17 protein-coding genes are annotated in these 15,759 nt (G+C 43.1%); 12 read left to right on the top strand and 5 right to left on the bottom strand.

The genetic code is table 11. The annotated features are described in order from the left end of the window. Positions 1 to 311 precede the first annotated feature (311 nt). The 12 genes from ACQY4U_RS03620 (at position 312) to ACQY4U_RS03565 (ending at position 12,242) form a co-directional block, all read left to right on the top strand. The gene (locus ACQY4U_RS03620) at positions 312 to 1,568 is read left to right on the top strand and encodes a site-specific integrase (protein ID WP_428328011.1); all 1,257 of its coding nucleotides are present in this window, start codon (positions 312 to 314) and stop codon (positions 1,566 to 1,568) included. Continuing rightward, complete coding sequence (locus ACQY4U_RS03615) at positions 1,565 to 2,560, top strand: PDDEXK nuclease domain-containing protein (protein WP_428328010.1); 996 nt, start codon at positions 1,565 to 1,567, stop codon at positions 2,558 to 2,560. The genes ACQY4U_RS03620 and ACQY4U_RS03615 overlap by 4 nt, the downstream gene beginning before the upstream one ends. Positions 2,561 to 2,916: 356 nt before the next feature. Further along, on the top strand, positions 2,917 to 3,879 hold the full coding sequence (coxB, locus tag ACQY4U_RS03610; protein ID WP_428328009.1) for a cytochrome c oxidase subunit II: 963 nt from the start codon (positions 2,917 to 2,919) through the stop codon (positions 3,877 to 3,879). Between the two features lie 3 nt (positions 3,880 to 3,882). Continuing rightward, a complete protein-coding gene (locus ACQY4U_RS03605) occupies positions 3,883 to 5,556 on the top strand; it encodes a cytochrome c oxidase subunit I (RefSeq protein ID WP_428328008.1) in 1,674 nt (557 codons plus the stop codon). Continuing rightward, complete coding sequence (locus tag ACQY4U_RS03600) at positions 5,516 to 6,097, top strand: cytochrome c oxidase subunit 3 (RefSeq protein ID WP_428328007.1); 582 nt, start codon at positions 5,516 to 5,518, stop codon at positions 6,095 to 6,097. Before ACQY4U_RS03605 ends, ACQY4U_RS03600 begins: the two co-directional genes overlap by 41 nt. A 4-nt stretch (positions 6,098 to 6,101) precedes the next feature. Continuing rightward, on the top strand, positions 6,102 to 6,929 hold the full coding sequence (locus ACQY4U_RS03595) for a cytochrome c oxidase assembly protein (RefSeq protein WP_428328006.1): 828 nt from the start codon (positions 6,102 to 6,104) through the stop codon (positions 6,927 to 6,929). Continuing rightward, positions 6,922 to 7,140: a hypothetical protein gene (locus ACQY4U_RS03590; protein ID WP_428328005.1), complete on the top strand. Its 219-nt coding sequence runs from the start codon at positions 6,922 to 6,924 to the stop codon at positions 7,138 to 7,140. Before ACQY4U_RS03595 ends, ACQY4U_RS03590 begins: the two co-directional genes overlap by 8 nt. Further along, positions 7,133 to 7,657: a ubiquinol-cytochrome c reductase iron-sulfur subunit gene (locus ACQY4U_RS03585; protein WP_428328004.1), complete on the top strand. Its 525-nt coding sequence runs from the start codon at positions 7,133 to 7,135 to the stop codon at positions 7,655 to 7,657. The genes ACQY4U_RS03590 and ACQY4U_RS03585 overlap by 8 nt, the downstream gene beginning before the upstream one ends. Before the next feature lie 7 nt (positions 7,658 to 7,664). After that, positions 7,665 to 9,068 (top strand): cytochrome b N-terminal domain-containing protein, encoded by a 1,404-nt coding sequence (locus ACQY4U_RS03580; protein WP_428328003.1) that lies wholly within the window; start codon positions 7,665 to 7,667, stop codon positions 9,066 to 9,068. A 13-nt stretch (positions 9,069 to 9,081) separates the two neighbouring features. After that, entirely contained in the window at positions 9,082 to 10,623 is a 1,542-nt protein-coding gene (locus ACQY4U_RS03575; protein WP_428328002.1) for a GMC oxidoreductase, read from the top strand. A gap of 10 nt (positions 10,624 to 10,633) precedes the next feature. Continuing rightward, on the top strand, positions 10,634 to 11,362 hold the full coding sequence (locus ACQY4U_RS03570) for an MIP/aquaporin family protein (protein WP_428328001.1): 729 nt from the start codon (positions 10,634 to 10,636) through the stop codon (positions 11,360 to 11,362). Between the two features lie 10 nt (positions 11,363 to 11,372). After that, positions 11,373 to 12,242, top strand: coding sequence for a sugar phosphate isomerase/epimerase family protein (locus tag ACQY4U_RS03565; protein ID WP_428328000.1), 870 nt, complete (start codon positions 11,373 to 11,375; stop codon positions 12,240 to 12,242). On the opposite strand, the gene ACQY4U_RS03560 is transcribed toward ACQY4U_RS03565, so the two are convergent. The 5 genes from ACQY4U_RS03560 to ACQY4U_RS03540 form a co-directional block, all read right to left on the bottom strand. Next, positions 12,239 to 13,063 carry a hypothetical protein gene (locus ACQY4U_RS03560; protein WP_428327999.1) on the bottom strand — a complete coding sequence of 275 codons (825 nt, stop codon included), beginning with the start codon at positions 13,061 to 13,063 and terminating at the stop codon, positions 12,239 to 12,241. The two genes, ACQY4U_RS03565 and ACQY4U_RS03560, sit on opposite strands and share 4 nt — an antisense overlap. A 62-nt stretch (positions 13,064 to 13,125) precedes the next feature. Further along, positions 13,126 to 13,917, bottom strand: coding sequence for an SDR family NAD(P)-dependent oxidoreductase (locus tag ACQY4U_RS03555; RefSeq protein WP_428327998.1), 792 nt, complete (start codon positions 13,915 to 13,917; stop codon positions 13,126 to 13,128). A 225-nt stretch (positions 13,918 to 14,142) separates the two neighbouring features. Further along, complete coding sequence (locus ACQY4U_RS03550) at positions 14,143 to 14,406, bottom strand: hypothetical protein (RefSeq protein ID WP_428327997.1); 264 nt, start codon at positions 14,404 to 14,406, stop codon at positions 14,143 to 14,145. A 216-nt stretch (positions 14,407 to 14,622) separates the two neighbouring features. Further along, positions 14,623 to 15,036: a response regulator gene (locus ACQY4U_RS03545; RefSeq protein ID WP_428327996.1), complete on the bottom strand. Its 414-nt coding sequence runs from the start codon at positions 15,034 to 15,036 to the stop codon at positions 14,623 to 14,625. After that, the gene (locus ACQY4U_RS03540; protein ID WP_428327995.1) at positions 15,033 to 15,758 is read right to left on the bottom strand and encodes a sensor histidine kinase; all 726 of its coding nucleotides are present in this window, start codon (positions 15,756 to 15,758) and stop codon (positions 15,033 to 15,035) included. The genes ACQY4U_RS03545 and ACQY4U_RS03540 overlap by 4 nt, the downstream gene beginning before the upstream one ends. Position 15,759 lies beyond the last annotated feature (1 nt).

The following is a 15,759-nucleotide window of genomic DNA, read 5'->3' as shown; positions in this document are numbered from 1 at the left end:
TTGATTTGGGTTTAAAACGGCTCAAAACTACTCAAAATTCTGACTCTTTGAATCCCTGGATTTCGGTTGATATCAAAGCACCTCAAATGACCTCATCGATCTGGGGCCGAGGGTTCTGGTCCTTTAGGGACTGTTGGAAATTTCGCCCAAAAAGTGACCTTATCGGTGACCTATAGAGACGCTTTGATTCAGGTCACCGAATACCTAGGTAAACAGTTGATTTTAAAGTACTTAAATGACATAAATGACCTCAAAAGGGCTCATTTGAACTCAAAATTAATGTAGTTAAACAATTTAAAATCAAATGTGGTATGAAAAGCACACAAAGGTTCTCAGTTCTCATCTGGGCTGACAAAAGAAAAACAGATGCTAAAGGTAATGTTCCGCTATACGCGCGAATTACTTATTTGGGTAAAAGGGCGGAAATCTCAATGGGACGGAAAGTTGACCCGAATAAATGGGATCCGGAGGCAGGATTCGTAAAAGGTCCGGGGCAGGAAATCAAGGACATTAATAAAGAGATTATCACGGTCAACAATGAGATCCACGCCGCTTTTATGGATCTTAAGCAAACGGACGATTTTATTACCGCCGAAAAGATCAAACAACGATATGCCGGTGATGACGTTCCTCAGCGGATGTTGCTGGAAGTATTCGATGAGCATAACAAAACCGTGGAGGAACTGGTCGGCAAGGATTTCGTAAAGGCTACGCTGACCAAGTATAACACTGTCCGATCTAAAACGGCGGATTATATCCAGCACAGATTTAAAAAACCCGACATCTACCTGGAGTCTATCGATTACGCTTTTGTAACCGGATTTGAAATGTATCTCAAAACAGAAGATGGCATCGAACACAATACCGCCATGCGGTACATGAAGAATTTAAAGAAGATCGTTAACCTGGCCTTTAATCATGGCTGGATCAGGACTAACCCATTTAACCTGTTTAAGTGTACTTACAAAAAAGTAACAAGGGTTGAATTGGAATGGGAAGAAATTATTCAGCTTACCAATCATCCATTTACCATCAAACGATTGGAAGAAGTCAGGGACACCTTTTTATTTTGCTGCTATACGGGCTATGCTTTTGTCGATATTGAAAAACTTACGCCGCAGCATATCTTCATTGGAAAAGACAAAGTAGTCTGGATCAAAACACAGCGCACTAAAACCTATGTGACCGCTAATGTTCCGCTGATCCCGCAGGCCATGGACCTTATAGAGAAATATAAAGACCATGATTGCAGAACCGTGCAGAACAAATTGTTCCCGGTTAAAAGTAACCAGAAGATGAACGCTTATTTGAAAGAGATCGGCGACCTTGCTTCAATTACCAAAGTCCTAACCACGCACATTGCCCGGCACACATTCGCGACAACAGTGACCCTGGAAAACGATGTACCATTAGAAACGGTAAGTAAAATGCTGGGGCATACAAAATTGCCGACTACCCAGATCTATGCTAAGATGAAGGATAAAAAGGTTAATAGGGACATGCATGCTTTAAAGACAAGATTAAAGGAACAAGAAGAAGCCGAATTAGCAGAGGAGGAATTAGTATGAATTTGAATGAATCAATTATAACCGATATACAATCGATTATAAATAAAGCCAGGGAATCGGCTGTACGTGCTGTGGATCATGAACGGGTAATTATGTACTGGCACATAGGAAAGCGAATATTTGAGGAAGAACAAGGAGGAAAAGATCGGGCGGTGTATGGAGACAGATTAATACACTATCTGTCTGAGCAGCTGATGCCAAATTTCGGCAGTGCCTTCTCTTTCAGAAATCTAAATTACTTCAGGCAGTTTTATCGCTGTTTTCCAATTGTGAACGCACTGCGTTCACAATTGAGCTGGACTCATTACCGGTCCTTATCCCAGGTTGAAAAACAAGAAAAAAGGGAGTTTTATTTAGCAGAAACTGTAAAAAACAATTGGACTGGCAGGCAAATGGACAGGCAGATTGGAAGTCAGTTGTTTGAGCGCCTCTTAATGAGCACCGATAAAGAATCGGTCCTTGCAGTAGCCAGAAATGAAAAACAGCCGCAGGAACCACGGGAAGTAATTAAAGACCCGTTGGTTCTTGAATTTCTCGGCTTAAAACAAGAAGCCGCCTATTTTGAAAAGGATTTGGAGTCGGCGCTTATTACCCACCTACAGGAGTTTATGCTGGAGTTGGGTAATGGATTTTCTTTTGTAGCCAGGCAAAAACGAATTCATTTGGATGGCGATGATTTCTTCGTAGACTTGGTATTCTATAATCGCTTGTTGCAATGTTTTGTAATAATTGAATTGAAAACCCACAAGATCACACATCAGGATTTGGGCCAGTTGCAAATGTACGTTAACTATTATGACCGTATTGAGAAACTGGAGCATGAAACCCCTACAGTTGGAATTCTACTTTGCCTGGAAAAGAATGACACGGTTGTTAAATTTACATTACCTAAAACGAGCAATATCTTCGCCTCAAAATATCAATTATATCTCCCGACAGAAGAACAGCTAACAAGCGAAATAAATAAGGAGATATTGAAACGAGATGAATGAATTGAGGAGATAAGATATATTTCAATTGTGCAGACACTGCCTGGATATTCCAAGAGGCGTGCTCAGGCTGTTCTGTTCGCTTTGGAGCACCGGTTAGGTAGATTGCAGTTAATAATCAATAAATTAATATGGTCAAATGTTACGGAATTAACTGTTTGCTATTCCGGAACGAGGTGGTTAATGGCTCCAGATTGTCCACATGTCAATAGTGAGCTTTACGTGCCTGATAATATGCCTAATTAAGAAGAACTTTTATCTAAATCCGATGTTATTCAACATAATAAGTTTATTCTTTCTCACGCGATCCTTCTAAATAATAAACAACATTTTTTTCATAGTTGATAATACCCCTTTAGATGCATGGAATCTTAGATCTGCTTTTAATTAATAATTCTCAGTCCATCTTTGATTCAGCCTCACCCCAAGCGCAAAAAATCAATGGATTAGATTATGGCTTCATTATCGCAGCATCATGTATTTTATTTCTTATCATCAGTTTAACGCTTTTCATTACGATAAGATATCGTTATAAAAAAGGCAGTCGGGAACCGGAACAAACCGCGGGAAACAGAAAGCTGGAAATACTGATGGTTGGAATTCCTTTAATTTTGGTCATCGGCTTTTTCTTCTGGTCTCTAAATATAATGGGCGCCATTCTGCCTGATCGTGGAAACCATAAGCCCGATGTAATCATCACCGGCCATCAGTGGTGGTGGCAGGCTACCTACCCCGGTACCTCAATAAATGCCGCTAATGAAATTCACTTACCTGTCGGAAAAAAGATACTAATGCAACTGGAAGCGGCCGATGTGATCCATGACTGGTGGGTACCATCTTTAGGTGGAAAAATGGACATGATACCAGGTATGCACAATTATCTATGGGTCACAATTGATAAACCCGGAATATATGAAGGCGCCTGCAGCGAATTTTGCGGCCAGCAACATGCCTGGATGCGAATCAGAGTTGTAGCGCAGACTCTTACTGATTATAAAAAATGGCTTGCGGAACATGCGTTGAATGCCGCGAAACCCACAGATACCTTAGCCAAACTTGGCGCCGCACTTTTCATGAATGCATCATGCAGTAGCTGCCATAGTATAAGGGGAACAAGCGCAAACGGAATGCAAGGCCCGGATCTTACTCATTTTGGAAGCCGGCAAACTATGTTGACCGGTATGATGGATAATACGACTGAAAACATCAATAAATGGTTAACAAACCCTCAAAAGGTAAAACCAGGAGCACACATGCCCCGGTTTATTTTCGGGCCGGACAGTGTGCGTGCATTAACGGCTTACCTCAACCAGCTTAAATAACGGATGGAAGAATTACAGGTACCAGAACCGAAACAATCCATTCCAGGCGTCAGCGAAAGTACTGATCAGGGTTTGCTGCAATGGATTTCCTCCGTTGACCATAAAATGATTGGCATCATGTACCTGTGGTTATCGGTATTATTCCTGTTGGTTGGCGGCGGTGAGATTTTGTTGATCCGTATTCAACTAGCTGTTCCGAACAATCATTTTCTACAGCCTGAAATTTATAACCAGTTGTTTACTATGCATGGCACCACAATGATTTTCTTTGTGGCTATGCCTGCGATATTCGGGTTCACCACCTACTTTATCCCGCTAATGATCGGGGCTAATGATATGGCCTTCCCGCGCCTGAACGCCTTTAGTTTTTGGTGCACTTTCTTTGGCGGACTGCTACTTTACTTTAGCTTTTTAGCAGGCGGTGCGCCCGATGCCGGGTGGTTCAATTATGCCCCGCTTAATCAGTATAATTATTCGTCGTCGCCTGGTATTGATTATTACTGCGCTGGCCTTCTTTTCGCAGGTGTTGGTACTGTTTCTGCATCGGCCAATTTTGTGGTGACTATACTTAAATATCGTGTAAAATCTATGGGGCTTAAACAGATGCCTTTGTTTGTATGGATGATCCTGATCAATTCCTTCCTGATTTTAGCTGCTTTTCCTTCTTTGAATGCTGCATTGGCTATGCTTTTATTTGACAGGCAGTTGCACGCGCATTTTTTCAGCGCACAGGGAGGTGGCTCGGCTATTTTGTGGCAGCATTTATTCTGGCTGTTCGGTCACCCGGAGGTATATATTGTCATCTTGCCCGTGTTTGGTATTTTCTCGGAAGTATTCCCGGTTTACAGCCGGAAGCCTATTTTCGGTTATGCCTTTATCATCGGATCGGGCATCGCCATTGCGCTTTTAGCTTTTGGTGTTTGGATACATCATATGTTTGCCACCGGACTCGGCAATACGGTGAACAGCTTTTTCGCAGCGAGCAGTATGCTCATAGGCATCCCGACAGGTGTGAAAATATTTAACTGGCTGGCTACGATGCATGGCGGAAGTATCCGTTTTAAGGTTTCGATGATGTTCGCTATTGCATTTTTAATTGAATTTACGATAGGAGGTTTAACCGGCATCTCCTTTACCCTGGTGCCTATCGACTGGCAATTAACGGATACTTATTACGTAGTGGCCCACCTGCACTTTGTTTTTATTGGGGGTACGCTGTTCGGATTATTTTCGGGCCTGTTTTACTGGTTCCCCAAAATGAGCGGACATGATTTAGATGAGAAATTAAGTAAATGGTTTTTTTGGCTATTTGTAACTGGTTTTAACCTGACGTTTTTAGTACAGCATGCCTTGGGCGCAATGGGAATGCCGCGAAGGGTTTATACTTATCCGGATCTGCCCGGCTGGGGCATTTTAAACCTCATCTCTACTACTGGTGGTTTTGTCATGAGCATCGCTACACTATTGCTGGTCTACATCATTGTCAAAGCCTTAAGGACCGGCGAAAAGGCTGTAACAGATCCGTGGGATGCCAATACGCTGGAATGGACAACCCCATCACCTCCGGAGCTTCAGAATTTCATATACGTTATACCTGTGAAAAGCACCAGACCATTCCGTGATTACAAAAGACCGGATGATGCGGACTGGAAAGAAAGGAATAGAGGTGGAAAATAAGCTGTTAATAAAATTGATCGTCGGTACCGAAGCCATGTTTTTCCTGGCGCTGATCATGGCGTTCGTTTATTTTTCGTTTACGCCAGATTTTAAGTCGCACCAACTGCTCAACCTGGATTTGAAGACAACTGGCATTTTTAGCCTGCTTTTATTTTCCAGCAGCTTTACTTACTGGCGTGCAGAAGCCAATTACCATAAGGGCGAAATCAAACGACTTAAATTTTGGCTCATCGCTACCATTTTATTAGGAGCCATTTTTCTTTTTGGTCAGGGACGGGAATACATCAGTTTGCTGAATAGCCATATCAGCGTAAGCAGTAGCATTTTTGGCACCAGTTTTTTTACACTTACAGGTTTTCATGGCTTGCATGTTTTTGTCGGCATTATTGTTATCGGAATAGTTACCTGTTTAACCTTCTTAGGCGATTATAATGGTAAGAAATCGTCTGTGATCGGCGCGGTTGGTATTTACTGGCATTTTGTCGACATCGTTTGGGCTGTGGTTTTTTTGATCGTTTATGTTTTACCCCATATATTTTAAGGCTATGGAAATGAAACCACTTATGGACCAATGGCATTTTGACCCTTTAATCATCCTTCTCTTGGTGAGTATAACATACCTGTATTATTTAATCACAGGATTTAAACAAATTAAAAGCACCTTATATTTCTTAACTGGTATCCTTCTTTTTATAGTGGCCGAATGCTCGCCATTAAATGAATTAGGGATGCATAATTATTTCAGTGCGCATATGATTGTACATATCGTTATTCTGCTGATTTGCGGACCGTTGCTTGTTATTAGTTTAAACCCGCAAACCATATCTCCTTTGTATAATGGAATTCTAGCTATGTCTTCATTTTTTGCGAAACATAGTTGGATAGCCTGGATATGTGGTGTAGGCATTATGTGGTTTTGGCACATACCAGCGATTTTTGACGGCTCCATGGCCTCCATGCAGGTCTCATTTAGTTTTATACCTGTATTGCAAGGCGGCAGCATGCTGCTTGCTGGAATGTTATTTAGCTGGCCAATATTCGGCCCTTTCAAAGGAGAACATTTACAGCCGTTATCAGGCATAGTTTATTTGTTCACAGCATGTGCCAGCTGTTCCTTATTGGGATTGCTGATCACTTTTGCCCCGCTGAACACATGGCATCATTATACCGCCATGCAAATGCCTTCGGGCAATCCCTGGAATATAACGCCGACCGAAGATCAGCAGGCAGCGGGATTAATTATGTGGGTGCCCTGCTGTTTTGTTTATTTAAGCGGCTGTTTGTATTTATTATACCGCTGGTTCGCGGAAGCTGATTTTCCAACCAAGCAGGCGACTATAGGGATGAATACCTCAATAATAGATCATGACTGAAGATAAAGAGATCATCATAAAGCCTGAAAAGGATTGGGAAAAAGCCATGCCCGAAATATTGCCCAAGCCTACCTACTGGCCATTCTTTTTGGCTATGGGGCTTGCGTTTATTTTTTGGGGGCTGCTCACTACCTGGGTGGTACTGACAGCGGGCGGATTGATATTTATTACGGCATTAATTGGATGGATAAACCAGATAAGACATGAATAACGACGATGATCTGAAAAAGGAACCGGAAAACGAACAACGGCGCAGTTTCTTAATCAAGCTCAGCCTGGGATTAAGTTTTTTATCAGCCGCAGGAGCTGGTGTGCCTGTTTTGGCTGCTATATTTTCCCCTCTAATTGAAAAAACGCCAAAGCTATGGCGAAAGGTGGGTGATTTAAATACTTTTAAAGTTGGTACAACCAACCTGGTCACTTTTGAAAATGCAGACCCTGAAAAGTGGTCGGGAGTTACGTCGAAATCTGCCGCGTGGCTAAGGAGGGATGCGGCTGATAAATTTACCGCGTTCTCGGCAAATTGTACACATCTGGGCTGCCCGATTAGATGGGAAGCGGACGCGCACTTGTTTATGTGCCCTTGCCACGGCGGGGTATATTATAAAGATGGGTCGGTAGCGGCAGGTCCGCCGCCTAAATCGTTGGTTCAATACCCTGTTAGAGTAAATAAGAATGCCATAGAGATACAAACTTCTGCTATACCAATTACCAATATCAGCGCCTAAGCATCTCATGAAACGATTAAAGAAAATATGGGCGTGGATTGATGACCGCAGCGGGTTTACGGAAATTTTTATGCCGCTGATCAAACACCCGGTGCCACCAGGCTCCAAATGGAGTTATGTTTTTGGCAGCGCTACTTTGTTTTGTTTGGTTTTACAGGTGATTACCGGCGTGGCGTTATCGTTGCTCTACCAGCCATCTTCTTCCGAAGCCTATAAATCCCTGCAATTTATCACCAATGATGCTGCTTTTGGAAACGTACTGCGTGGCATACATTATTTCGGTGCAACCGCAATGATCATTATGGTGAGCATACACATGATGCGGGTTTATATCACGGCAGCTTATAAGTACCCGCGAGAAATGACCTGGATCAGCGGGGTGATTTTGTTTTTTATGACCATTGCCATGGGATTTACCGGCCAATTGCTTCGCTGGGATTCAAATGGGGTTTGGTCGGCGGTGGTCGGTGCCGAGCAAATGGGGCGAATTCCCTTTATAGGCAAGTGGGCGGCGAGGTTATTATTAGGAGGCGATACCATAGGAGGCCACACGTTAAGCCGGTTTTATTCTTACCATGTTTTTATTTTACCGGCCATCATTTTCTTATTTGTAGCCTATCATTTAATGCTGGTCATTCGTAACGGTATTTCGGAACCTGCTAAAGTGGGTAGATTGATCGATCCCAGAACCTACCGCGCGTGGTATAAACAAATGCTGGTAGAGAAAGGGATACCGTTCTGGCCTTATGCCGCCTGGCGTGATGTGATCTTCGGCGCGCTAACGATCATTACAATTATTATGCTGGCTGTATTCATCGGGCCGCCTGCGTTAACAGGTCCGCCGAATCCAGCTTCGTTAAATGCCAACCCATCGCCTGACTGGTATATGCTTTCCATTTTTTCTCTGTTTGCACTGATGCCGCCAAAGATCGAGTCGTATATGATCATTATTGGGCCGGGATTAACCATTTTGATATTGTTAGCACTACCCTTTGTTTCTAATAAAGGCGAACGTCATCCGCTAAGGCGCCCATGGGCCGTATTTGGTTCGGTTTGCGTGGTAGTTTTTGTATTTAGTTTATTCCTTTTAGGGGAGCGGTCTCCCTGGTCGCCCGCATTCGATGCCAAACCGTTAACTGCTAAAAATGTTCATTCAGCAGATACTACTATCATTAAAGGTTCAGTTCTTTTCTACAAAAAGGGCTGCCTGTATTGCCACCGGATCAATGACCAGGGCGGACTGAAAGGCCCTGAACTCTCGGATGTTAGCTTGCGGTTATCACCGGCAGATTTAACGATCAGAATAGTGAACGGGGGGAGTAATATGCCTGCATATGGTGGCATATTGAATAAAAAAGAGTTAACCGCTATTGTAGCGTTTTTAGATACGAGAAAAACTAAATCCAATTAATAATCAAATAAAAATGGAAAAATACGACCTGATCATTATCGGCACAGGCGCTGGTGGAGGTACTTTATTATATAAATTAAAAGATACCGGGAAACGCATCCTGGTGCTGGAAAGAGGCGGTTTTTTACCGCGTGAGAAAGCGAATTGGGACAGCAAAGCGGTATTCCAGGACGAACGTTATCATACTAAAGAGGTCTGGAAGACCAAAGAAGGAAAAGATTTGCATCCTGGTACCGGCTATTGGGTGGGCGGCAATACAAAAGTTTACGGGGCAGCGGAGTTTCGCTTAAGGGAACGTGATTTTGAAGAAATCCAGCATGAGGGTGGGGTCTCCCCAGCATGGCCCCTGAGCTATGCTGACTACGAGCCTTTTTATACCGAAGCGGAAAAACTTTACCATGTTCACGGGAAAATGGGTATCGATCCAACCGAACCTTTTCGTACCGAAGATTATTCCTATCCGCCTGTCAGCCATGAACCCAGGATACAGGAACTGCATGATGCATTAATCAAAGACGGTCATCAGCCTTTCAATATGCCCATCGCAGTGAAGTTAAACGAGGCCGATATGCTCAATAGCCCATGCATCAGGTGTAGTACATGCGACGGCTATCCTTGTATGATCCATGCAAAAAGCGACGCTGATATCAATTGTGTCCGCCCGTCTTTAGGTAATGATAACATAACCTTACTGATTAATGCTAAAGTAGAGCGTTTGATAACCTCAGCTGATGGTAAATCTGTTGATCATATCGAGGTAACTGTTAAGGACGAACTGGTAAAATTTAAGGCTGCTATTATAGTTGTTGCCTGTGGGGCGATCAATTCAGCTGCATTGCTACTGAAAAGTGCAAACGAACAACATCCAAATGGCCTTGCCAATGGCAGCGACCAGGTGGGCCGTAATTTTATGAAACACAACAGCGCGGCGATGCTGGGTATCAGCCTGAAAGAAAACCCGACCTCGTTTCAAAAAACGCTGGCCTGTAATGACTATTACTTTGGCGACAAGGATTTCCCTTATCCAATGAGTCATGTGCAGCTTTTAGGAAAATCTGATAAGCAACAGGTTGCTCCTGACGCGCCTTTTTTTACACCGGGCGTTTTGCTGAACGAAATGGCGACCCATTCGGTAGACTGGTGGTTTACTGGTGAAGATCTCCCTACGCCGGAAAATCGGGTTGAAGTGATTAACGGGCAAATTCACCTGGATTATACGGAGAACAATATGAAGGGTTTTAACCGCCTGATAGACACCTGGAAGGACATATTAGCTAAGATCGACACGAAGCATGTATTCATTCCGCACGGAATTTATCTAAGCAAGGATATTCCTTTAGCAGGGGTAGCACATCAGGTAGGTACCGCGAAATTTGGCAATGACCCCGCAACTTCGGTTTTAGATACAAATTGCAAGACACATGAGGTTGACAACCTTTATGTAGTCGACGGCAGTTTTTTTCCTTCCATCGGGGCAGTTAATCCATCGTTAACGATCATGGCCAACGCTTTACGGGTAGGCGACCATTTAATCGAAAAATTAAATTCATGGTAAGCTACATTAGGTGAAAAAGACCTGGAAAACAGAATTACAGAAATATGTTGACGAAGCCCGTGGTTTAGGATTGTTTATGATATCCGCGGCTTTTTTTGATGCATTTATACAATATCCGGGCTTACCGTTTCGTCACCTGATCGCTTCTGCTTTGTTGCGCCGCTTTTTAGTAGGCTTAGCAATGGGCTTAACGGCGCTCTATATATTCACTTCGAAATTTGGAAAACAATCAGGGGCCTATATTAATCCGGCAGTCACACTCGTCCGCTATAACTTAGGTGATATTGGTTTTACTGATGCTATAGGCTATACGATTTTTCAATTGATTGGCGGCAGCCTCGGGGTTTACCTTGCTGCTTTATTGTTCCCGGTATGGATGTCTCACCCGGATATTAATTATGTGGTGACTATTCCCGGTAAGCCAGGAATTTGGGTTGCTTTTGTATTGGAGTTCTTTATTTCTTTTTTATTGATCGCAGTTGTATTATTTATGGGGATAAGGAAAAGTTGGGATAAATACACTTCTTATGCGGTATCTGCCCTAATCACAACTTTCATCACATTTGAGGCACCATATAGCGGGATGAGCATGAACCCTGCCCGAACGTTCGCATCGGCAATTGTGGCCGGCGAATGGAAATCTTTTTGGCTTTATTGTACTGCTCCTGTATTGGGTATGCTCGCAGGAGAGGTACTCTATCTTAAGACAAAAAAATATTTTACACCTGTAAAAACATAAATATAATCCGATGAATAATATCAACAAAATTCAGCCATTTCCCTTTCCGATTGCGATAAGCGAATTTACCACCCAACCCTGGACTTTTGAACAGGACGTAGCGCGTTATGCTGAGCTTGGAATAGCTATGATAGAAGTTTGTGAAGAAAAACTCGATAGTCAGCGGTACAAGGAACAAATGTCAATGATATCCGCTCATGGTTTAAGTATAAGTGCCATACAGCCGCTGGTAAGAACTTTTGGTTCAAGCCAGATGACACCTGATCCTAAGGACTTAGGAGACCGAGTGTCACGACTGCGCTCCAGCATTGAAAGCCTTTCGCCATTTGCCGCCGCACGTCCGTTCATTTTGAATACGGGCGCGCCTGAAAAGGGTGACATGGCTGCAATGGTAAAAACTACCGTTCTTGAATTGCAGAACCTGGCAGGATTTGCGGCTGACCATGGTGTAAGTTTGGCTCTTGAACCCCTTAATGCCAGTTCCATGAATAGCGAATCGGCCATTTGGACAATTGCTCAGGCGATGGAGATTATTGATGCAGTGAACCGGGATAATGTAGGGATTTGTCTCGATTTTTGGAATATCTGGCAAAATGCAAATGTCGAGGAGGAGATCAGGCGCGCCGGAGATCGCATATTTGTGCTACAGGTCAGCGACTGGCGGATGCCCCGGTCTTTCGGAGATCGCCTGGTGCCTGGAGATGGCATTATTCCTATCGGAAAACTGCTTCAAATCGTGCACGAAACAAGATACACAGGTGCCTGCTCGGTAGAGATATTTTCACAATACGTGGCCGATTCCCTTTATAAAAGGGATCTATATGAGGTGATCCGGCGATCAAGAAAAGGGTTAGAAGATGCCTGGGCGCAAATTCATTAGTCATCCAATATCTCGATCAGTGCCCTTAACGGCTCTGTATCCTCACAACTGTAATACAGCCAGATCATATTATCATCCTGTAATATAGCCGAAGCGGCAAAAGCAATATCGACATCCCCGCCTTCGTTTGGTGCAGGGGTGATCAAAGGATCTTCGCAGCGTTGTTTGATATGCCCGTTATCATCCATGGTTACCCAGCCAATTCGCCAATGTGCATCTGAATTCGCGCCATTGTAAAACATGACCGTTTCATTTTTAGAGTCCTGCAGCATCGGCCCGGTACTTAAATGGTACGAATCCCAGGAATCTTCGCGCGCTTTCAAAAATTCTTCGTCAATGTTCCAGGGGCCTTCGGGGGCATCACTGGTTGCTTTTCCCAATTTAGAGTGCCCATCCCTGGCAAATTCAAAAAAGAGCGCCCAGCGCTTATTCTTGAGTTGCGCTACGGTTGCTTCTTTCGGATTACGGTAGTCTTCATGTGAAATTAATGCCTCTCCGGTATATTCAAGCGAATGAATAGTTTCGCCTTTCGACACCAACAACTCACCGCGTTGTTCGGTAAGGTTCCACCCGGTGTAATAAACTAAATAACCATGGGGTGTCTGAACCACTGTAGGGTCTTCCACACCATCTTTGCTGATAGTTGCTATCCCAGGCGCAATCACCGGGCCATCGTCCATTTTAAAGTTTATGCCATCTTTTGACTCGCCATAGAATATACGCGCAACTTTTTGAGTTGGATCGCCGGAGGGGTTAACCGCACGCACGAGCATGCGATATAGGTCGTTTTCTTTCCAAACAAACGGGCTCAATTTATACATTCCCTTCAATGGAACCTTACAGTCCAGTTTAAGGACTTCTGTTTTTATTAACCGGTAATTACTCATGCGCCCTGTCCAATATTAATTTTCAATCCTCCGTCCAGGAAAAAAGTCTGGCCGGTTGCATAAGACGCATCTTCCGAAACGAGATAAGCAGCGAGTTTGGCTACCTCTTCAGGTTTACCTGCACGCTCAAGCGGGATATGCTTAATGGCTTTTTCTAATGCTTTCGGATTGTTTATGACCTTTTGGTTCATCGGTGTCAGGATCATTCCGGGACCGATGTTGTTGACATTAATTTTCATGGATGATATCTCCAGCGCCAGTACCCTGGTGAGATTACGGACGCCACCTTTACTTGCGCAATATTCGGCACCGCCGGCGTGTGCGACATCTTCATGTATGGAAGAAATATTCACTATTTTACCTTGACCGCCCGCTGCTTTACGTACAGCGATAAATTCTTTACAATGGTAAAAAGTACCGTAAAGGTCGGTCTTTAGCGCCCGGTCAAAAACATCGATGTCCATATCAACGGCATATATACCAGACGAATTTATACCTGCGCTATTGACAAGGATGTAAGGTATTCCCAATTCTTTAATTACTTTCTTATAGAGTTCCTGTACCTGTTTATAATCGGATACATCCCCCTGGTAAATGTTACCACTGCTGCCATTGTCCTCTACCATTTGCAGGGTTTTTGCTGCCGCTACTTTATCTGTATAATAATTAACCGCTATAACGGCACCTAATCGAGCAAGTTCTGCAGCGATAGCCTGTCCGATCCCGGATTCAGCCCCCGTAACAACGGCAATCATTCCGTTGAGAGGTGACCGTGAGTTTTTTTTCATGAAAATAATTTATAATGAGGACATCAAATCAACGACAAACAAGACTCACAATAGTTTTATTTCAGTATTAATCTCAGCAAAATTTTTGAAAAGTCGACTATTTAACACCCGACATAGCCAAATCATTGGATCAGCAAAGCGCCCCGACAACTTTATTCCTAAACCCTCTGATATCGATTTCATACGGGATAAAATTAAAATTTAGTTGCAATAGCATTTAACAGTTTAACCGATTAAACAGGGTTCAGGGAGGTCTTTGGCAATCGGCTGGTGATTGGCATTTGTCAAAAAGCAATGTAGGAAAACCTCTTGCGCATTGTAAAGATCGCCCAGCTGGGCGGATTTGGAATGTTTAATGGGATGCGAGATGACATAGATCTCTTCAGGGATTACACTGATGGTCAAATTCTGCGTGATAAAACGCCAGAATTTGTTGCGGAAAGTATAAGCGCCATGCGTACAAATAACGGTGGTGCCAGATAGTACCATACAATTACAAAAAATGTTCTCTCATAGAAGAAAATCGTTGTCTGGATGCTATAAAAGGGATACGCGAGCTTTATAATGAGGACACTCAACAAATAATGCACGCAATAAAAGCCAAGCGTATTAAAATTGGAAAATCATCCAGCGTTGCTTAAAAAGAAATTTCTAAACATTCGCGGGGGCATCCAATAAATGGGGATCATTTTAATGGCAAGTGTTTTAGAAATATGTCTTTATAATTTCCTCCTGCATTTCAACAGTCAGCGGTTTTTTAACGAGCGCGACAACTTCATCGCTATAATTATCTTTTATCTTTTGTTCGGTATCGGAATCATAAGAGCCGGTCATAATCACGATCACTGGTTTTTCCACTCCTGAAAGTTTTTTTTCCCTAATCTTGTCGAGGAATTCGTAACCATTAATGCCGGGCATGGCCAAATCGAGGAAGATCAGGTCAGGAAAAGGATATTCGTTAGGATTTTCTTTTCCCTTGTCCAGGTACTCCAACGCTTTTTTTCCATCCCTTGCAGTTTTGATCTGCCTGGTAGTGTCTGTTTCCTTAATGGTCATAAAATGCACGAAGTTATCGTTTACATTGTCGTCAACCAATAAGATGCATTCCAGTTTCTTCATGCAGGTAATTCCATTGTGGGAAGCGTAAAGTAAAATACTGAACCTTTACCAGGTTCTGATTCTGCCCAAATTTTTCCGTTGTGCCAGCTTATAATTTTTTTACAGATCGCCAAACCTGCACCATTTCCGGGATATTCTTCTTCCGGGTTAAGGCGCTGGAACATCGTAAATATCTTGTGCAGATGATTTTCGACTATCCCAATTCCATTATCTTTAATAGAAAACTCCCATGCTTTATTTTTGTTTTGGCAATTAATTGTTATTTCGGGAGGTAAAGAGCCGCTAAATTTAAGAGAATTATTGAGCAAATTTTGAAATAAAATCTTCATCTCTGATGTATTACCATTGACCTCCGGCATATCACCAATATATATTTTAGCTTGTCGTCCAGCAACTTCTGCCTCCATATCCATAATTACGTCACCAAGTACTTTTCGGATGGAAATAGTTTCCTTTTTTTTGTTGCGTCCTATCCTGGAATAGGTCAACAGTTCAGCCAACTGCTCATTCAATTTATTTGCCGAGCCGGTTACTACGCCCATATAAAACCTTATTTCCTCATCATCACTAAACTTCGGATGTTTTTCTATCAGCCCGGTATAATTGGTGATGTTCCGCACCTGTTCCTGTAGGTCGTGCGATACCACGTACGCAAATTGCTCAAAGTCGCTCCGGGTTTCTTCCAGCAGTAGTTCAGCCTTTTGTTGCGAAGTAGTCTCCATT

The organism is Mucilaginibacter sp. (genome assembly GCF_965277465.1).
Lineage (GTDB): Bacteria > Bacteroidota > Bacteroidia > Sphingobacteriales > Sphingobacteriaceae > Mucilaginibacter.
The sequence above is the reverse complement of the archived record's forward strand: the minus strand, read 5'-3'. Positions and strand labels throughout refer to the sequence as shown.